We start from the raw sequence: 17,207 nt of genomic DNA, 5'->3' as shown, positions 1-17,207 counted from the left end.
GAAACAGGAGGACATGAGCGTGGAACCGATCAGTCTCGATGTGCTTCTGGCCAGTGTCGGCAAGGAGGTCGGCGTTTCGCCGTGGCGCGTGGTCACGCAGCGCATGATCGACCAGTTCGCCGACGCCACCGACGACCATCAGTTCATCCACTGCGATCCGGAGCGGGCCAAGCGCGAAACGCCGTTCGGTGGCACCATCGCGCATGGCTTCCTGTCGCTGTCGCTGCTGTCGGCCATGACCTTCGAAACCATGCCGCCGCTGGAAAACGGCAAGATGGGCGTCAACCATGGCTTCGATTCGCTGCGCTTCCTGGCGCCGGTGAAGACCGGCGCGCGCATCCGCACCCGTTTCGTGCTGGCCGACGTCAAGGTCAGGCCGTCGGGCTGGGTGCAGACGGCGCACGACGTGACCATCGAGATTGAAGGTTCGAAGAAACCGGCGCTGACCGCCCGCTGGCTGACGCTGACCTTGATTGAACGCCAGCCCGAGACGGCATGAGCGACCCGAACGTGCTCGACCAGGCGGCGCTTGCGCCTTACCTCGAGGCGCACATCCCCGGCTTTTCCGGGCTCGCGGCAATCGAGAAATTCAAATCCGGCCAATCCAATCCGACCTATCTCCTGACGGCGGCAAGCGGCCGTTACGTGCTGCGCGCCAAGCCGCCAGGCCAACTCTTGAAATCGGCGCACCAGGTGGACCGCGAATTCCGGGTGATGAAGGCGCTTTCGGGCACCGCCGTGCCGGTGCCGGAAATGCTGCATCTGTCGGCCGAGGACTCGCCGACCGGCCGCATGTTCTACGTCATGAACTTCCTCGAGGGCCGCATCTTCTGGGATCCGGCGCTGCCCGAGGCCCGCGGCAACGATGAGCGCGCCGCGATCTACGATGCCATGAACGCCACGCTTGCCGCCCTGCACGACGTCGACGTCGAGGCCGTGGGCCTCGGCGATTTCGGCCGCCCCGGCAATTACTTCGAGCGCCAGCTGGCACGCTGGACCAGCCAGTACCGCGCCTCGGAGACTGGCGCCGTTCCCGACATGGACCGGCTGATCGAATGGCTGGAAACCCATATGCCAGCCGATGATATCAGGGTTGCGCTGGTGCATGGCGATTACCGGCTGGACAATCTGATCTTCGCGACGGACCAGCCGAGGGTACTGGCGGTGCTCGACTGGGAACTGTCGACGCTTGGCCACCCCTTCGCCGACATCGCCTATCAATGCATGCAATGGCGCCTGCCGCACGCCTCGGGTTTTCGAGGCCTGGGCGGCATCGATCGCTCGGCACTCGGCCTGCCCTCCGAGGAAGACTATGTCGCCGCCTATTGCCTGCGGCGTGGGCTGACCGGCATCGGCAATTGGACGTTCTTCCTCGCCTTCTCCTTCTTCCGGCTGGCGGCAATCTGCCAAGGTGTCTACAAGCGCGCGCTCGACGGCAATGCTTCCAATCCGGAGACGGCCAAAACCTACGGCGAGGCGGTGAAATTGCTCTCGCGCCTCGCCGCCAAACTGATCGACAAGCAGACGTAAGACGGGATGGGCCGCTTCGAAGGAGCAACGGTGCTGATCACGGGTGCGGCCGACCCGGCCAACTCCTTCATGATCGGCCATGCGCTGGCCGTCGATGGCGGTGTCGGAGCGATCTGACGCCTGCCGCTCGGGAACCCGTGGCGCCCTTGTCCGTTTCCGTACAGCGTATATAATTTAGCCACGCACCAACCAGACAAGGGCAACAGACTTGCCGCTGAGCGTCCAGAAACGCCGCGAGAAACAAAAGGCCGAACTGCGCTCGGAGCTTGTCGAGGCCGCACACAAGCTCGTCCAGGAAGAAGGCTATGAAGGCCTGACCATCCGCAAGCTGGCCAAGCGGGTCGGCTATGCGCCGATGTCTGTCTATTCCTACTTCGCCGACAAGCAGGACATACTGTTCGCGCTGGCCGAGGACGCGTTCGAAACGCTCGCCCGGCGCATCGAGGAGCACCCGTCCGACGATCCGATCGAGGCCTTGCAGGCGGTGATGACCGAATATGCCGCCTTCGGGCTCGGCAATCCCAATGAGTACCGCACCGTCTTCATGACCGAAAAGACCAAGCTGCCGGAAGGCAGGAGCTACGAAGACATGGAGGAAGGCAATCCGGCGATGAAGGTGCTGATCAGCAGGGTCGAGGCCTGTGTCGCCGCCGGCAAATTGCACGGCGATCCGCGCGCCATCGCCACCATGCTGTGGGCGGTCGGCCATGGCACGATCTCGCTGTTGATCACCTTCCCCTTCTATCCCTTCGGCGACGCACAGGCTTTCGTGAAGCGGATGTGCGACTTCACCCTTGCCACACTCAGCACGCAAGATGTGCCGCCATTGACCGAAAAACCGGTCAACTGCTGAGCGCCCGCCGTTCATTTTCCATGTCCATCGCTCAGCCAAATCTCTTTCCAAGCAGCTGATCTTTGCCGATAGCGTGCATGGCAGCTTGGCGCATGGATTGTCCTATTCTGCGCTGGTCGACCCCCACTCCGTCTCGGCTTCGCCGAGCCACCTCTCCCCCGATCGACGGGGGAGAGGAAAGGCCAAGCTTTTTTGCCGTCAATGCTCGCCCAGTAGCGCTCCTTCCTTTCCCTTCGGAGGGGGGAAAGGTGGCGCTGCGTAGCAGCGACGGATTGGGGGAACCACGTGGCAATCAAGCCTTGAGCCGATCAGTCGCCAGTCGGAGAAGATCTGCGCATAGTGCAGAGCTAAACCTGGACGATTTATCTTGGTTAACAAAAAACTACCGTACGTGTACGATTCTACCTTGAACTTCGCGATCGACGGACGTATTTGTACGAAGTAACGTACATGTACGGAATAAGTTCGCCCGTCGAACACGGAGACTGACCATGAAAAAGACACTCCTCACCCTCGCCGCCGTGCTGGCACTTTCGGGTTCGGCCTTCGCCGCCGGCACCAGCCAGCCGGTCAAGCACCCGACTGCAGCGACCTGCGTCGACACCAAGACCAATGTGAAGCTCGATTGCGCTTCGACCGGTTCGGTCGACAAGAAAGCTTCCACGGAAGCCACGACCAGCGGCAAGGGCCTGCGGCTCGGGATCACGGTGAACCCGTGGATTATGCCGAGCGCCTACTGAGATTTCGGCCTACTAAGATTTCGGAGAGCCGGTTCTGGCCGGCTCGGCCGGCCAGATGGTGATTTCAGGCGATCGAGACCGGCAGCTTGGTCGCTGAACTTTCGAGGGCCGCGTCGATCAGCTTCTGCATCTCGGCGGCGCGACGGAACGACGGATCGCCGTTCCGTCCCGTGTCCAGCGCATCGGCGAAGCGCTGGGCATTGTGCTTGACGTCAGGCGGCGTCAGCGTCCGCCAACGGTGCTGATCGACGTCGTCACCCAGGCAAGCGGACAGCCGCGAAACCTTGCCGTCGGTCTCGACCTTGATCGCGCCCTTGGTGCCGTGCAGGGCGAGCGACAAATCATTGCCATGGCCTGTCGTGTAGCGGCTGGCCATGATCGTGGCCAGCGCGCCTGAGCTGAGCCGCGCCGTTATCGCCAAGCTGTCATTGACGTCGAGCACATAGTCGCCGACGCGGTCGCCCTCCGCCTTCGGAAACGTCACCAGATCGGCATGCAGGGAGACGATATCCTCGGCCGCCGCATAGGTGGCGAAGTCGAGGATATGAATACCGACATCGCCCAGCACCCCTGTCGAACCGTGCCGGCTCGACAGGCGCCACAGCCATTTGTCGTCGACCCGCCAGTCGCCCCAGAACTTGCTGACCAGCCAGCTTTGCCTGTAGCTGGCCTCGACGTGGCGCAGCTCGCCGATCTCGCCGGCCTGCACCATGCGCCGCGCCTCCTGGATCACCGGCGTGTTGCGATAGGTCAGGTTGACCATATTGACGAGCCCGGCCGCCTCGGCGGCTTCGCTCATCGCAAGCGCATCGGCATGGTTCGGCGCCAGCGGCTTCTCGCAGAAGACATGTTTTCCGGCGGCCAGCAGGGCCAGTGTCGTCGCCTTGTGGACCTGGTCCGGCGTCGCGTTGATGGCGGCATCGAACTCGCCCCAGGCGATCGCCGCTTCGAGGCTCTGGAAGAAAGTGCCTATTTTGTTGGCGGCGGCGAACGCCGCCGCGCGGCCCGGCAGACGATCGACGCAAGCCACGATGGTGCAGCCAGGAACCTGACCGAACTCCTCGATATGGTGTGCCGCGATCCAGCCGGTGCCGAGCAAAAGCAGGCGGTGCATCAGCTCAACCCCTTATCACCGTCGGCATGCAGGCGCAGGCCTTTCTGGACGATCTTCTCCTTGGCCTTGTCCGTCGGCACATTCGGCGCGTTGGTGATGCCGGCCCAAGCCGGAGCGGAATTATGTGCCCAATGCACGGCGTTGCGCAGCACCTGCTGAACGCCTTCATTGTGATAGATCGGATAGGTCTCGTGGCCCGGCGAGAAGTAGAAGATCTTTCCGGCGCCGCGCTGATAGGTCAGGCCGGAGCGGAACACCTCGCCGCCCTCGTACCAGGAGATGAACACCGTCTCCAGCGGTTCGGGCACCGCAAACGGCTCGCCATACATTTCCGTCTCGCCGATCTCCAGGCATTCGCCGATGCCTTGCGCGATCGGATGGCCGCGATTGATCGCCCAGACCCGCTCGCGCTCGCCCGCCTCGCGCCATTTCAGCGAACAGGGCGTGCCCATCAGCCGCTTGAAAATCTTCGAGTAGTGGCCGGAATGCAGCACGATCAGCCCCATGCCTTCCCAGACCCGCTTCTGCACGCGTTCGACGATCTCGTCCTTGACCTCGCCATGGGCGGCATGGCCCCACCATATCAGCACGTCGGTGGCAGCTAGGCGCGGCTCGCTCAGGCCGTGTTCGGGTTCCTGCAAGGTCGCGGTGGTCGCCTCGATGCGCTTGTCATGGTTGAGCGCCGCGGCGATCGTGCCGTGCATGCCCAGCGGATAGAGTTCGCGCACGGCGGCGTTGGTCTGTTCATGGACGTTTTCGCCCCAGACAACAGCTTTTATTGGCATTTTTCCTCTCCAAAGCGCTTTGAATATCGCATCTTCGGAGGTGTTGGGAAGATGCCTTCAACCGGAATCTGCTAGAATCAGGGCTTGCGGGTCTTGCGTCCGGCCACCGTCTTGGCCTTGCCGGGCTTGGCGGGTGCACCAGGGATCGCCGAACTGGTGATGGACACCGGATCGCTGGCCGGGAACGTATCCTCGAGGCCTTCCTCGAGTTCCTCTTCGGCGCCGGCCTCTTGATGCCGCTCATGTTCGAGCGAACGGACCGCCGCGGTTTTCGACGATTTCGGCGCAGACTTCGACGACATCGGCATCTCTCCCTCGACTTGTCGCCGCACAACGGACGCGGGCGGCAAACGTTCCGGGGTCAGCCGGCTGCGTCGCGGGCTCCCTCGGACAGGAAAGTAAAGACATAGTCCGAGAAGGAACGCCAGCACTCGACCCTGAAGGCGTCGTCGGCCGTGCGCAACAGCACGATCTCGGCCTTGCCAAGGATGGTGCGCGAAGCGGCGCCCACCGGGAAGGCTTCGAGCGACAGATCCTGCGGGCAGCCCGAATTGATCGCGGCTTCCGCCGCCGGACCGGTGACGGATATCGCGATGTTGCGATGCGAGATACCGACCGACGAGTGCAAGGCGGAAACCTCCGCGCAATCGGCGAGCGGGTCCTTGCCGGCCTCGTCGATGACAAGCCACTCGTCCGGCCCAAGGCACAGCGCCGTACGCCCGCCTTTCGACGCCGAGTTTTTCGGCTGCTTCGGCAAAGTCACGCCGAGCGCCTTCGACAGGGCGGCGACCGAAGCTCCCGGCGCGCGCAGCGAGATGCGCTCGGCCGGTGGCAGCACTTCGACCTTGACACCCGTTGCGGAGACGGTGCTCCCGGCCAATGCCGGACGCCGCTCTGCCGAGGGCGAACCCGTCGCCGCCGTCCTTGCAGCAGCCTTAGCCATTGAGGCGCCCTCCTGTCTCGTCAAAGAACACCATGCCGGTAACCTCCACTTCGATCACCCCGTTCGGCATCGGCACGTAGAGCGTATCGCCCATCCGGTCACGTCCGCCGGCGACCAGCGCCAGCGCGATGGAACGGCCGCAATTCTGCGACCAATAGCTCGAGGTGACGTGACCGATCATCTTCATCGGAATCGCCTGCTTCGGGTCCTCGACGATCTGCGCGCCTTCTTCCAGCACCACCTTGGGGTCCTTGGTCTTGAGGCCGACCAATTGCTTGCGGCCCTTGGCCACCAGATCCGGCCGCGCCATGCCCCTGATGCCGACGAAGTCGGCCTTCTTCTTGCCGACCGCCCAGTCGAGACCGGCATCGTTTGGCGTGACCGTGCCGTCCGTATCCTGACCGACGATGATGTAGCCCTTCTCGGCGCGCAGCACGTGCATCGCCTCGGTACCATAGGCGGTGGCGCCATGCTTCTGGCCCTCGGCCCACAAAGCTTCCCAGACCGCCTGGCCATAGTCGGCCGGCACGTTGACCTCGAAGCCGCGCTCGCCGGTGAACGACATGCGGAACAGCCTCGTCGGCACGCCGCAGATCTTGCCTTCGCGCACCGACATATGCGGCAGCGCCTCGTCAGACATGTCGATGCCTTCGACCAAAGGCGCGATGATGTCTCGCGACTTCGGCCCCTGCACCGCGATCACCGCCCATTGCTCGGTGATCGAGGTCAGCCAGACATTGAGATGCGGGAACTCGGTCTGGAGGTAATCTTCCATATGGTTCATGACACGCGGCGCGCCGCCTGTCGTCGTCGTCACATGGAAGCGGTCCGGCGCCAGCCTGCCGACGACGCCGTCATCATAGATGAAGCCGTCCTCGCGCAGCATGATGCCATAGCGGCAGCGGCCTGGCTCCAGCTTCTCCCACGGATTGGTGTAGAGCAGTTCCATGAACTTGGCCGCATCCGGCCCGACCACTTCGATCTTGCCCAGCGTCGAGGCATCGAACAGGCCGGCCTGGTTGCGGACGGCGACGCATTCGCGGTCGACCGCCGCATGCATGTCCTCGCCGGCTTTCGGGAAATACCAGGCGCGCTTCCACTGGCCAACATCCTCGAACACCGCGCCTTGGGCCTCGGCCCAGGGATGAATTGCGGTTTTGCGGGTCGGGTCGAACAACGGCCCGCGCGCATGGCTGACGATCGCGCCGAAGGTGACAGGCGTGTAGGGCGCACGGAACGTGGTCAGCCCAACCTCGGGGATCGGCTTGCCCAGCGTCTCGGCGGCGATCGCCAGGCCGTGCATGTTGGAGGTCTTGCCCTGGTCGGTGGCCATGCCGTTGGTGGTGAAGCGCTTGACATGCTCGATCGAGCGCATGCCTTCGTGCACCGCCTGGCGGATGTCCTTGGCGGTGACGTCGTTCTGGAAATCGACGAAGGCTTTCACCGTCGTGTCCGGCCCAGCGCCGGGGGCCGCGCCCAGCATGCCGCGCGACCAGCTCTCCGAGGCGTCCACCTTCGGCTTGGTGCCCTTGGCTGTCTTGGCGCCGGTATCCCTGGCCGCCTTGGCGCCCGCCGCATAGGCCTCGTCGACCGTTGCCGACAGGCCGTCGGTGCCGTTGCAGGCTCCGACCGAAACGCAGTCCTGCGCATAGGTGCCGGGCACGAAGCGCTTAGTCTCGTCGTTGAAGGCGACCTTGCCGCGCGACTGCGAGAACAGATGCACAGACGGCGTCCAACCCGCCGACATCAGGATCGCGTCGACGGGAATAGTGCGCTCGCCGCCGCCATTCTTCGGCTGCACCGTCATCGACGACACCCGCAACTTGCCGCCGGCGCGGATCACCGCGCGGCCGAAATTGATCTCGATGCCGAGCGCCCTCGCCTCGTCGATCACCGGGCAGGTCGGGTTGTCGCGCAAATCGACGATCGCCGCGATGTTGACACCGGCCTTCTTCAGGTCGATCGCAGCCGCATAGGCTGAATCATTGGCGGTGTAGACGCCGACATTCTTGCCGACGGCGACACCATAATGGTTGAGGAAGGTGCGCGCCGCGCCCGCCAGCATGACGCCGGGCCGGTCATTGTTGGCAAACACCATGTGGCGCTCGATGGCGCCGGAGGCCAGCACCACGCGCTTGGCGCGGACCTGCCAGAGCCGCTCGCGCGGCAGGTCGTGGCCGGGGGCCTTCAAATGATCGCTGACGCGCTCTACCAGGCCGACGAAATTCTGCGCGTAATAGCCGAACGCCGTCGTGCGCGGCAGCACGCGGACATTGCCCATCGCACTCAGCCTGGCGATCGCCGCTTGCGCCCAGGCAAAGCCGTCCTGGCCGTCGATCCTGGCGCCGCTCTCGAAGCGCAGGCTGCCGCCGAACTCGGCCTGTTCGTCGGCCAGGATGACGCGCACGCCGGTCTCGGCCGCGGCAAGTGCCGCCGCGATACCGGCGGCACCGCCGCCCAGCACCAGCACGTCACAATGCGCGTAGCGCGAGGAATAATGGTCAGGATCGGGCTTGTCTGGCGAAACGCCAAGGCCGGCGGCTTCGCGGATCTTGGGCTCGTAAAGGCTCTTCCAGGCCGCCTTCGGCCACATGAAGGTCTTGTAGTAGAAGCCGGCCGAAAACAGCGGCGATGCCAGGTCGTTGACCGCGCCGACATCGAAGGACAGCGACGGCCAGCGGTTTTGCGAATTGGCGGCGAGCCCGTCATAGAGCTCCTGCACGGTGGCGCGCACGTTAGGTGTCTTGCGCGCGTCATCACGCACGATCTGCACCAGCGCGTTGGGCTCTTCCGCGCCGGCCGACAGGATGCCGCGCGGGCGGTGATACTTGAACGAACGGCCGACCAGATGCACGCCATTAGCCAGCAGCGCCGAGGCCAGCGTGTCGCCCTCGATGCCGGTATAGGACTGGCCGTCGAAGCTGAACCGCGCGGTCTTGGCCTGGCTGAGGCGCCCGGCGCCGGAAATGCGCAACGTGCCGCTCATTTCGCAACTCCGGGCAGCTTGGAGGGTTTCGGCTCGCCGGCCTTGTAGGTCATGACGAACTTGTCGGTGACGGTGTCGCGCACCGCGTTGAAGAAGCGCGCGCAGCCATGCATGTGCCGCCAGCGCTCATAGATGATGCCCTTTGGGTTCGAGCGGATGAAGAAGAACTTCTCGAAGTCGTCGTCGCTCTCGCCTGATATGTTGGCCGAGCGCGCTATATGCGCCTCGCCGGCGTTGCGGAACTCGAGTTCCGGGCGCTCTTCCTCGCAATAGGGGCAGCGGATGAGAAGCATCGTGTTTGATCCTACAATTCGCCGTGGCCGACGCGCGCGCCGGCGGGTTGATCGCAAAGCTTTTGGCCCATGGCCATGAACGGGGCGACGAGCCGCAGCCGCTCCTCGACGCTTGCCGCGGCACGAAACAGATCGCGGTTGGCCATGTTGCCGAGCGTCAATTGCAGCGGGTCGGTGGTGACGATCACCCCACGCGGCTCGAAGTCCTCGTCCTCATCCAGCCCGTGTGGCCGGCCTTCGAAGAACATCACCACTTTCTGGCCGCCACTCCAGACGCAGGTGAGCGTCCCATGGTCGACCGAAAACGGCCATCCGGCTTCGTTGCCGGCGCGCGCGATCGGCTGCAGCCGCACCTCCGCCGCTGTCGGAAAATGGAACATGCCTTGTTCCCCCGCCAGCATCAGCGGCATAGCAACAGCCATCTGCGCCATCATCAGTGCGCCACGGCCGCCGCCGCCGCCTCGTCGATGAGGCGGCCGGTGCGGAAGCGTTCGATGGTGAAGGGCGCATTGATCGGATGCGGATCGTCCTTGGCGATGGTGTGGGCAAAGACATGGCCCGAGCCGGGTGTCGCCTTGAAGCCGCCTGTGCCCCAGCCGCAATTGACATAGAGGCCCGGCACCGGCGTCTTGGCCAGGATCGGCGAGCGGTCGGGCGTGACGTCGACGATGCCGCCCCACGAGCGCAGCATCTTCATGCGCGTGAAGATCGGGAACATCTCGCAGATGGCGTCGAGCGTATGCTGGAGAATGTGAAGCCCGCCGGTCTGCGAATAGGAGACATACTGGTCGGTGCCGGCGCCGATCACCAGTTCGCCCTTGTCGGACTGCGAGATATAGGCGTGCACCGTATTCGACATCACCACGCAAGGCACGACCGGCTTGATCGGCTCCGACACCAGCGCCTGCAGCGGATAGCTTTCCAGCGGCATACGCACGCCGGCCATGTTCATGATGACGGAAGAATGGCCAGCGGCGACGACGCCGACTTTCTTGGCGCCTATGAAGCCACGCGTCGTATCGACGCCCATGACCGCGCCATTGGCGGCCCGCTTGACGCCGGTAACCTCGCAGTTCTGGATGATATGGACGCCGCGCGCCGAAGCGCCGCGCGCATAGCCCCAGGCGACCGCGTCATGGCGCGCCGTTCCGCCCCGGCGCTGCAAGGCGGCCCCGACGACCGGATAGCGCGCGTCCTTCGAGGTGTTGAGCGGCGGACAGAATTCCTTGGCCTGCTCCGGCGTCAGCCATTCATTGTCGATGCCGTTCAGCCGGTTGGCGTGGACATGGCGCTTCAGCACCTGGATGTCGTGCACATTGTGGGCGAGCATCATGACGCCGCGCGCCGAATACATGACGTTGTAGTTGAGCTCCTGGGAGAGCCCATCCCACAGCTTCAGCGCATGGTCGTAAATGCCGGCGCTCTCGTCATAGAGATAATTGGAACGGATGATGGTGGTGTTGCGGCCGGTGTTGCCGCCGCCCAGCCAGCCCTTTTCCAGCACCGCGACATTGGTGATGCCATGCACGGTGGCGAGATAGTAGGCGGTGGCCAGGCCGTGGCCGCCGGCGCCGACGATGATGACGTCGTATTCCTTTTTAGGCTCAGGCGAAGACCATTGCTCCTCCCAGCCCTTGTGGCCGCGCATGGCCTCTCGGGCGATGGCGAATACAGAGTATTTCTTCACGGTCCAGCCTCGCAAATGGCAGCCGGGCGTTCATCATCAAGCCCCGGCGCGCGAGGTGTATCACTAGCGAAACGGCGCTGCGATCCTTGCGCTGTTTGCGACGGCGCTTGCCGTTTTGCGCCGCGCTGAAAAAGAGGTAGCCCGCCTGGCTACGATGATCGCCTTCAGTCACACTTCTCCCTGCTGGGGATTCGGAGGATGATGATGGGCAACGCCTGGTGGAATCTGACATTGCGCTTCCTGCTGGAGCTTGCCGCTTTGCTTGGCCTCGGCATGGCAGGCTGGAGTCTCTCGGACGGAGCGTGGCGTTGGGTCCTCGCCATTGCCTTGCCGCTCGCCGCAGCCGCGGCATGGGGTACCTTCGCGGTCCTCAACGATCCGAGCCGTTCAGGCCGGGCACCGGTGCCTGTGCCGGGCGCTGTCAGGCTGGCGCTGGAATTCGTCGTCCTGTTCGGCGGAGCGGCGGGTTTTCATCTGGCAGGCCATGCCGCCACGGGCATCATCATGGCCGTGCTGATCGTCATCAGCTACGCGTTCTCGCTAGACCGTCTGGCGTGGCTGGTTCGGCAATAGTTGGTGCGAACCTCTGCAGGTATCGGGTGGCTCCTGTCCCGCCAACCTGCGACCAAGCATCCGGTCGCCGGCAAGGCTGGCGCGAAGGACAGGGATGCCAAGACATGCTCGCACTTTCCAACAAGATCGCCATCGTCACCGGTGCCAGTTCCGGCATCGGCCGCGCCACCGCCAAGCTGTTCGCCGAGGAGGGCGCCAGGCTCGTCATTTCCGCCCGCCGCCAAACGGAGCTTGATGCGCTCGCCGCCGAAATCGAGGACGCCGGCGGCACGGCCGTCGCTCTCGCAGGGGATGTCACGGACGAGACCTACGCGAAAGCCCTCGTCGAGCTGGCTGTCGGCAGCTTCGGTGGACTCGACATCGCGTTGAACAATGCCGGCTCCGTCGGGCCGATGGCGCCAGTCCCCGACATGTCGGCACAGACATGGCACGGGACGATGGACACCAATCTGACCAGCGCCTTTCTCGGCGCGAAGTATCAGATACCGGCCATGCTGGAGCGCGGCGGCGGCTCACTCATCTTCACGTCGAGCTTTGTCGGTTACACCGCCGGCATGCCGGGCATGGCCGCCTATGCCGCCGCCAAGGCAGGCCTGATCGGTTTGACGCAGGTGTTGGCCGCCGAATACGGACCGAAGGGACTGCGCGTCAACGCGCTGCTGCCGGGCGGCACCGACACACCAGGCGCGACGACGACCACGCCCGAGGCCCGCGCCTTCGTCGAGGGCCTCCATGCCCTGAAGCGCATGGCGCAACCGCAAGAGATCGCCCGCTCCGCGCTTTACCTCGCCTCCGACGCCTCGAGCTTCACCACGGGAACCGCGCTGTTTGCCGATGGCGGTGTGTCGATCAACCGGACGTGAAGGACTTTTACGGGGAACAGGCCTGTTCGTCGTTGTGACGCAGGCCGCCGGTCTTGCTTTTTCGGCGCAATTTGGCGATTCCGTTTCCTGTCGAAACGGGTCTTCTTGCCAAGACGGGTCCTGGAACCATGATGCTGATCCGAACCTATGTCGCCCAGAGCGCAATCGAAGGCGTCGGCATGTTCGCCGCCGAGCCGATCCGCAAGGGCGCCTCGATCTGGCGCCTCGATCCGGATTTCGATCGGCTGATCCCGATGGAAAAATACGAGGCGGCCTCGCCGCCCCTGAAGGAACTGCTCGACCGTTATGCCTATCCGAGCCCGGACAAGCCCGGGTTCATGGTCTATGAGGTCGACAATGGCCGCTTCATGAACCATTCGGCGACCCCGAACACCGATTTTTCGCACTATGGCGGCGCCACCGCGACCCGGGATATCGCCGTCGGCGAGGAGATCACCTGTGATTACGGTGAGTTCTTCGAGGATTTCGAGCGGTTGCACCTGGCCACGGCGTAACGGCGCCCTGTCTCCACGCGACCATGGCAATTTGGCTGCCGTCCGTCATTTCGACTGTGGACAGCGAGGCTTGATTCTGCTATCAGCCGCCACAATTCGTGGTGTCGAGCGCCGCGGAGGCTTGTGGCTATGGCTACTTGCCTGTTGATATCAAACCCGAAAGACAGGATTGCCCGTGCAGGTACTCGTCCGCGACAATAACGTTGATCAGGCGCTTCGCGCGCTGAAGAAGAAGATGCAGCGCGAAGGCATTTTCCGCGAAATGAAGATGCGCGGCCATTACGAGAAGCCTTCCGAGAAGCGCGCCCGTGAAAAGGCCGAAGCCGTTCGCCGCGCCCGCAAGCTGGCCCGCAAGCGCGCACAGCGCGAAGGCCTGCTGCCGATGACCCCGCGTCCGGTTGCTGCTGGCGGTGCCGCCGGTGCAGCGCGTCCGCCGCGCTGATTATCGCCAATATTTCGTCCTTTTCGAAGGATACCAGGGTGGCGCGATGCGGAATCGCCGCCACCCTTTTATTTTGATTGTGACCCGGCCCGGAGGGGGAACCGGACCTGAACGACGGCGCAAGTGAGGACAGGGCAGACATGAACGCAACAAGCGTGGAGCGCGGAACCGTATTGCGTGGTTTCGCCCTGACAGCGGCCCTGCTTTCCGGACTGATACTTGCCGGCTGCCAGACATCTGGCCCAGCCGGCGAATTCAACAACATCGACAAGGCGCAGGGGTCGAGCGGGAACATCTCCTCGCTGTCGGCGGTCATCCAGCGCAATCCCCAGGATCCCGAAGGCTACAATGTGCGCGGTTCGGCCTATGGTCGGGGCGGCCAGTACCAGGCGGCGCTCAAGGACTTCAACCAGGCCATCCAGCTCAATCCGAATTTCTATCAGGCCTATTCGAACCGGGCCCTCATCCAGCGCTTCCTCGGCAACCAGGAAGCGGCGCTGGCGGACTACAACCGCTCGATCCAGATCAATGGCAATTACGACGCCGCCTATATCGGCCGCGGCAACCTCTACCGCAAGGCGGGCCGCACCCAGGACGCCTTCAACGACTTCCAGAAGGCGATCCAGCTCGACACGACGGACGCCCGCGCCTACCACAATCGCGGCCTGATCTATCAGAGCCAGGGCCAGCACAAATTCGCCATCGAGGACTTCTCGACCGCCATCTCGCTGGCCCCGGATGCCGCCGAGCCCTACAACGGCCGTGGCCTTTCCTATCTGGCGACCGGCGACGAGGACAATGCATTCTCCGACTTCAATATGGCCATCAAGCTCGACGGCCAGAACGCCGAGGCCTGGGCCAACCAGGCGCTGATCTACGAACGGCGCGGCGACAAGGCCAAGGCGGCGAAGGCCTATCATGAAGCCGTGCGCCTCAACCCCAGCTACCAGCCGGCCAAGGACGGCCTCGCCCGCGTCAGTTGACACCGGCTCCGCAGGACCGCGTCAAGCGCCCCACTTCGTCATGTGCGTGCCCGAAAGGACACGCGGTGCGTCGGATCGCCATGAAACCGGCAACCCTGTGTTAACCCCGGCGGCAAGCCGTTGACCCTTGCCTTGTTCGCGCCAAGTTTTCAGCGGAACGGTCGCGGGACCCGAGACGTTATTGAAGACTGACTGCGAAAGGACCCTCCCATGATCAAGAAACTCGTCTGCGCCGCCGCCCTTGCAACGACCGTATTCGCCGCCGCCCCGGCCAGCGCCGGCAGGCTGCAACTCGGCACGCTCGACTGCACCATCGATGGCGGCACCGGCTATATCGTCGCTTCCAACAAGGGTGTGTCCTGCGTCTTCCGGCCCCATCATCACGGGCCGTCGGAAATTTATACCGGCGTCATCTCGAAGCTCGGTGTCGATGTCGGCAAGACGCACCAGGGCCAGCTCGTCTGGGCGGTTTTTGCCGCGACCCGCGATCGTGACGCGGGCGACCTTGCCGGTAGCTACTACGGCGTCAACGCCGAGGCGAGCGTCGTGACCGGCGGCGGCGCCAACCTGCTGGTCGGCGGCTTTGAAAGCGCCTTCATGCTGGAGCCGCTCAGCGTCCAGGCGCAGACCGGCGTCAACCTCGCCGTGGCGGTGACTTCGCTGGAGCTGATCCACTCGCTCAAATAGCGGTTCGGAGCCTTGGCTCCAGGCCCTTCACTCGGCGGCGCGGAACCGGATAGGATGGTTCCGCGCCGTTTGATATTTGGGGGACGCCATGCCGAGGACAGCCATCGCCGCTGCCATGATCGTAACCGTGCTTGCCGGCACTGCACAAGCGCAAGACCAAGGCGTGGAGCTCGGCACGCTTGAATGCGCCATATCAGGCGGCACCGGCTTCATCTTCGGCTCGAGCAAGGATCTGAGCTGCACCTTTACCCCGGTCGACAAGAGCTTCGCCCCGGAAGCCTATTTCGGCGCCGTCAACAAATACGGCCTCGACATCGGCACGACCAAGCAGGCGGTGATGCGCTGGCTGGTGCTGACGCCTCTGAAGAACATCTACGCGCCGGGCGCATTGGCGGGTGACTATGTCGGCGCCAGCGCCGAAGTGACCGCCGCCGTCGGCGCCGGCGCCAATCTGCTGGTCGGCGGCTCCTCGCAGGCCTTCACCCTGCAGCCGCTCAGCCTGCAGACGCAGACCGGCATCAATCTCGCCATCGGCGTCAGCCAGTTCCAGCTACGCAGCACCGAGAACTGATCGCCAGCGGTCCATCCAGGACGACACTGGCCCAAACATACCTCGAAATAATCGCTTGAACTCAACCGAGGTTGAGGTTTTACAAGCGCGTCCGGACTGGAACCGCGTGCGCATGGTCCTGCCGGAAACCCTTGCTGGCTTCTGGTGCGGTGCGCCGGCATCGCGATATGCAAAGCAGGGATGGACATGACTGAGATCAGCACAAAGAAGGTCGATTGGCGCGCATTGTGGGCAAGCGGCGACCTGGCGCGCTTCTGCTTCATCAGCCTCGGCATCCTGCTGCACGCCACCAATGAGACAATGGTGGCGACGGTCATGCCGGCCATGGTCGGCGAACTGGCCGGCGTGCAGCTCGTCGGCTGGTCGCTGGCGATCTACGAACTCGGCGCCATCGTCGCCGGTGCCGCGGCCGGACGGCTGGTGAGCTACGTGGCGCTGCGCACCAACATGGTGGTCGCGGCCCTTCTTTACGCCGCCGGGGCGCTGATCTGCGCCACCTCGCCTTCCATGCAATTGTTCCTGGCCGGCCGTCTGATCGAGGGGCTGGGCGGCGGCGCGCTGGTGTCGCTGGCCTTCGTCTCGGTCGAGCGGCTGTTTTCGCGTGCCATCTGGCCGCAGCTTTTCGGCATCATGTCGGCGATCTGGGGCGTCGCTGCCTTCAGCGGTCCCCTGCTCGGCGCTGTCATGACCGAATTGCTGTCGTGGCGCTGGGCCTTCGGCGTCTTCACTCTCGGCGGCACCGCCATGGCGCTGGCAAGCTTCCTCGTGCTCGACACACCGGAAGCGACAAGGCCCAGCACCGGAGCCGGCAAGGCGCCGCCCTTCCCGTTCTCGGCGCTTGGCTGCCTTGCCATCGCCGTGGTGCTGATTGCCTCGGCCGGCGTCGACATTGCCCTGTTGCGTTCCTCGCTGCTGATCGTGCTGGGCCTCGCCGGGCTGGCGCTGTTCTTCTACATCGACGCGCTGAAGCCGCGCTCCCGGCTCTTCCCGGCGCGGCTGTTCTCGTGGCGCACGCCAGTGGGCGCCGGCATGACCATGGTGGCCGCCTTTTCCATCGCGACCTGCTCCTTCGGCGTCTACGGGCCGCTGCTGCTGACCAGCCTGCACGACATTCCGCTGCTGACCACCGGCTACATCATCGCCGCCGAATCGATCGCCTGGTCGATCCTGTCGATCCTCGTCGCCAACGCGCCGCCGCGGCGCGAAAGACTGATCATCGTCTGCGGCGCACTGATGATCGCGGCGGGCATCGCCGGCTTCGCCTACACGATACCGCTGGGCTCGATCCCACTAATCCTGGTCTGCGCCCTGTTGCAGGGCGGTGGCTTCGGCATTGCCTGGCCGTTCCTGACCCGCGTCATCGTCGCCTCCGCCCCGGACGACGAGCAGACCATCGCCTCGGCTGCGGTGCCGACCATGCAGCGCATCGGCTATGCCGTGGGTGCAGCCCTCGCCGGCATCGTCGCCAATGCCAGCGGTTTTTCGCAAGGCCTGACCCATGACGCGGCCGCTGATGTCGCGAGCTGGCTGTTCCTTGCCTTCGTGCCGCTCGGCATTCTTGGCTGTCTCGCCGCCTTGCGGACATCGGCGGCGGCAAACCGGCCGCTCGCGGTCATCGGCTGACGCGGGTTCCGGCAGACGG

Annotated in this window: 20 protein-coding genes; 12 read left to right on the top strand and 8 right to left on the bottom strand. The window is 64.3% G+C overall.

All coding sequences use genetic code 11. From position 1 onward, the window contains the following. Nucleotides 1-13 precede the first annotated feature (13 nt). The 4 genes from EJ077_RS05495 (at nucleotide 14) to EJ077_RS05480 (ending at nucleotide 3,123) form a co-directional block, all read left to right on the top strand. A complete protein-coding gene (locus EJ077_RS05495; RefSeq protein WP_019861112.1) occupies nucleotides 14-499 on the top strand; it encodes a MaoC family dehydratase in 486 nt (161 codons plus the stop codon). After that, a complete protein-coding gene (locus EJ077_RS05490) occupies nucleotides 496-1,530 on the top strand; it encodes a phosphotransferase family protein (protein WP_208700237.1) in 1,035 nt (344 codons plus the stop codon). Before EJ077_RS05495 ends, EJ077_RS05490 begins: the two co-directional genes overlap by 4 nt. Nucleotides 1,531-1,738: 208 nt before the next feature. Then, nucleotides 1,739-2,383: a TetR/AcrR family transcriptional regulator gene (locus EJ077_RS05485; RefSeq protein ID WP_127869939.1), complete on the top strand. Its 645-nt coding sequence runs from the start codon at nucleotides 1,739-1,741 to the stop codon at nucleotides 2,381-2,383. Between the two features lie 491 nt (nucleotides 2,384-2,874). Continuing rightward, complete coding sequence (locus tag EJ077_RS05480; protein WP_208700235.1) at nucleotides 2,875-3,123, top strand: DUF680 domain-containing protein; 249 nt, start codon at nucleotides 2,875-2,877, stop codon at nucleotides 3,121-3,123. Between the two features lie 64 nt (nucleotides 3,124-3,187). Here EJ077_RS05480 and EJ077_RS05475 read toward each other — a convergent pair whose 3' ends face one another. The 8 genes from EJ077_RS05475 to EJ077_RS05440 all read right to left on the bottom strand — a co-directional run bounded on the left by EJ077_RS05475 (nucleotide 3,188) and on the right by EJ077_RS05440 (nucleotide 10,931). Next, entirely contained in the window at nucleotides 3,188-4,237 is a 1,050-nt protein-coding gene (locus EJ077_RS05475; RefSeq protein WP_208700233.1) for a Gfo/Idh/MocA family protein, read from the bottom strand. Next, nucleotides 4,237-5,022, bottom strand: coding sequence for a ThuA domain-containing protein (locus EJ077_RS05470; RefSeq protein ID WP_208700231.1), 786 nt, complete (start codon nucleotides 5,020-5,022; stop codon nucleotides 4,237-4,239). The genes EJ077_RS05475 and EJ077_RS05470 overlap by 1 nt, the downstream gene beginning before the upstream one ends. Before the next feature lie 77 nt (nucleotides 5,023-5,099). Beyond that, nucleotides 5,100-5,324, bottom strand: a complete 225-nt coding sequence (locus EJ077_RS05465) for a hypothetical protein (protein ID WP_208700229.1) — start codon at nucleotides 5,322-5,324, stop codon at nucleotides 5,100-5,102. Nucleotides 5,325-5,383: 59 nt separating this feature from the next. Then, a complete protein-coding gene (locus tag EJ077_RS05460; protein WP_208700227.1) occupies nucleotides 5,384-5,965 on the bottom strand; it encodes a sarcosine oxidase subunit gamma in 582 nt (193 codons plus the stop codon). Continuing rightward, nucleotides 5,958-8,951: a sarcosine oxidase subunit alpha gene (locus EJ077_RS05455; protein WP_208700226.1), complete on the bottom strand. Its 2,994-nt coding sequence runs from the start codon at nucleotides 8,949-8,951 to the stop codon at nucleotides 5,958-5,960. The genes EJ077_RS05460 and EJ077_RS05455 overlap by 8 nt, the downstream gene beginning before the upstream one ends. Beyond that, a complete protein-coding gene (locus tag EJ077_RS05450; protein ID WP_015315781.1) occupies nucleotides 8,948-9,244 on the bottom strand; it encodes a sarcosine oxidase subunit delta in 297 nt (98 codons plus the stop codon). The genes EJ077_RS05455 and EJ077_RS05450 overlap by 4 nt, the downstream gene beginning before the upstream one ends. 11 nt (nucleotides 9,245-9,255) lie before the next feature. After that, nucleotides 9,256-9,678 (bottom strand): hypothetical protein, encoded by a 423-nt coding sequence (locus EJ077_RS05445; RefSeq protein ID WP_208700224.1) that lies wholly within the window; start codon nucleotides 9,676-9,678, stop codon nucleotides 9,256-9,258. Then, nucleotides 9,678-10,931, bottom strand: a complete 1,254-nt coding sequence (locus EJ077_RS05440) for a sarcosine oxidase subunit beta (RefSeq protein ID WP_127869944.1) — start codon at nucleotides 10,929-10,931, stop codon at nucleotides 9,678-9,680. The genes EJ077_RS05445 and EJ077_RS05440 overlap by 1 nt, the downstream gene beginning before the upstream one ends. 198 nt (nucleotides 10,932-11,129) lie before the next feature. Between EJ077_RS05440 and EJ077_RS05435 the strand changes: the two genes are divergently transcribed. The 8 genes from EJ077_RS05435 to EJ077_RS05400 all read left to right on the top strand — a co-directional run bounded on the left by EJ077_RS05435 (nucleotide 11,130) and on the right by EJ077_RS05400 (nucleotide 17,188). Then, complete coding sequence (locus EJ077_RS05435) at nucleotides 11,130-11,504, top strand: DUF2568 domain-containing protein (RefSeq protein WP_245458645.1); 375 nt, start codon at nucleotides 11,130-11,132, stop codon at nucleotides 11,502-11,504. A 104-nt stretch (nucleotides 11,505-11,608) separates the two neighbouring features. Continuing rightward, nucleotides 11,609-12,367, top strand: a complete 759-nt coding sequence (locus EJ077_RS05430) for an SDR family oxidoreductase (protein ID WP_208700220.1) — start codon at nucleotides 11,609-11,611, stop codon at nucleotides 12,365-12,367. A 128-nt stretch (nucleotides 12,368-12,495) separates the two neighbouring features. Then, entirely contained in the window at nucleotides 12,496-12,882 is a 387-nt protein-coding gene (locus EJ077_RS05425) for an SET domain-containing protein (protein ID WP_208700218.1), read from the top strand. 175 nt (nucleotides 12,883-13,057) lie between these two features. Further along, entirely contained in the window at nucleotides 13,058-13,324 is a 267-nt protein-coding gene (gene rpsU / locus EJ077_RS05420; protein WP_010911429.1) for a 30S ribosomal protein S21, read from the top strand. Nucleotides 13,325-13,464: 140 nt separating this feature from the next. Continuing rightward, a complete protein-coding gene (locus EJ077_RS05415; RefSeq protein ID WP_208700216.1) occupies nucleotides 13,465-14,307 on the top strand; it encodes a tetratricopeptide repeat protein in 843 nt (280 codons plus the stop codon). Nucleotides 14,308-14,517: 210 nt separating this feature from the next. Then, nucleotides 14,518-14,994: a DUF992 domain-containing protein gene (locus EJ077_RS05410; RefSeq protein ID WP_208700214.1), complete on the top strand. Its 477-nt coding sequence runs from the start codon at nucleotides 14,518-14,520 to the stop codon at nucleotides 14,992-14,994. A gap of 88 nt (nucleotides 14,995-15,082) precedes the next feature. Continuing rightward, nucleotides 15,083-15,565 (top strand): DUF992 domain-containing protein, encoded by a 483-nt coding sequence (locus EJ077_RS05405; RefSeq protein ID WP_208700212.1) that lies wholly within the window; start codon nucleotides 15,083-15,085, stop codon nucleotides 15,563-15,565. A 186-nt stretch (nucleotides 15,566-15,751) separates the two neighbouring features. Continuing rightward, nucleotides 15,752-17,188 carry an MFS transporter gene (locus tag EJ077_RS05400; protein WP_208700210.1) on the top strand — a complete coding sequence of 479 codons (1,437 nt, stop codon included), beginning with the start codon at nucleotides 15,752-15,754 and terminating at the stop codon, nucleotides 17,186-17,188. Nucleotides 17,189-17,207 lie beyond the last annotated feature (19 nt).

Source organism: Mesorhizobium sp. M8A.F.Ca.ET.057.01.1.1 (genome assembly GCF_003952565.1).
In the GTDB taxonomy this organism is placed as follows: domain Bacteria; phylum Pseudomonadota; class Alphaproteobacteria; order Rhizobiales; family Rhizobiaceae; genus Mesorhizobium.
Note: the sequence above shows the minus strand (reverse complement) of the source record. Positions and strands in the feature narration are given on the sequence as shown.

What these genes read in the sequence shown, in the direction of transcription:
- EJ077_RS05495 (WP_019861112.1), top strand. Translation starts at nt 14, where the DNA reads ATGAGCGTGGAACCGATCAGTCTCGATGTGCTTCTGGCCAGTGTCGGC.
- EJ077_RS05490 (WP_208700237.1), top strand. Translation starts at nt 496, where the DNA reads ATGAGCGACCCGAACGTGCTCGACCAGGCGGCGCTTGCGCCTTACCTC.
- EJ077_RS05480 (WP_208700235.1), top strand. Translation starts at nt 2,875, where the DNA reads ATGAAAAAGACACTCCTCACCCTCGCCGCCGTGCTGGCACTTTCGGGT.
- EJ077_RS05475 (WP_208700233.1), bottom strand. Translation starts at nt 4,237, where the DNA reads ATGCACCGCCTGCTTTTGCTCGGCACCGGCTGGATCGCGGCACACCAT.
- EJ077_RS05470 (WP_208700231.1), bottom strand. Translation starts at nt 5,022, where the DNA reads ATGCCAATAAAAGCTGTTGTCTGGGGCGAAAACGTCCATGAACAGACC.
- EJ077_RS05465 (WP_208700229.1), bottom strand. Translation starts at nt 5,324, where the DNA reads ATGTCGTCGAAGTCTGCGCCGAAATCGTCGAAAACCGCGGCGGTCCGT.
- EJ077_RS05460 (WP_208700227.1), bottom strand. Translation starts at nt 5,965, where the DNA reads ATGGCTAAGGCTGCTGCAAGGACGGCGGCGACGGGTTCGCCCTCGGCA.
- EJ077_RS05455 (WP_208700226.1), bottom strand. Translation starts at nt 8,951, where the DNA reads ATGAGCGGCACGTTGCGCATTTCCGGCGCCGGGCGCCTCAGCCAGGCC.
- EJ077_RS05450 (WP_015315781.1), bottom strand. Translation starts at nt 9,244, where the DNA reads ATGCTTCTCATCCGCTGCCCCTATTGCGAGGAAGAGCGCCCGGAACTC.
- EJ077_RS05445 (WP_208700224.1), bottom strand. Translation starts at nt 9,678, where the DNA reads ATGATGGCGCAGATGGCTGTTGCTATGCCGCTGATGCTGGCGGGGGAA.
- EJ077_RS05435 (WP_245458645.1), top strand. Translation starts at nt 11,130, where the DNA reads ATGATGATGGGCAACGCCTGGTGGAATCTGACATTGCGCTTCCTGCTG.
- EJ077_RS05430 (WP_208700220.1), top strand. Translation starts at nt 11,609, where the DNA reads ATGCTCGCACTTTCCAACAAGATCGCCATCGTCACCGGTGCCAGTTCC.
- EJ077_RS05425 (WP_208700218.1), top strand. Translation starts at nt 12,496, where the DNA reads ATGATGCTGATCCGAACCTATGTCGCCCAGAGCGCAATCGAAGGCGTC.
- EJ077_RS05415 (WP_208700216.1), top strand. Translation starts at nt 13,465, where the DNA reads ATGAACGCAACAAGCGTGGAGCGCGGAACCGTATTGCGTGGTTTCGCC.
- EJ077_RS05410 (WP_208700214.1), top strand. Translation starts at nt 14,518, where the DNA reads ATGATCAAGAAACTCGTCTGCGCCGCCGCCCTTGCAACGACCGTATTC.
- EJ077_RS05405 (WP_208700212.1), top strand. Translation starts at nt 15,083, where the DNA reads ATGCCGAGGACAGCCATCGCCGCTGCCATGATCGTAACCGTGCTTGCC.
- EJ077_RS05400 (WP_208700210.1), top strand. Translation starts at nt 15,752, where the DNA reads ATGACTGAGATCAGCACAAAGAAGGTCGATTGGCGCGCATTGTGGGCA.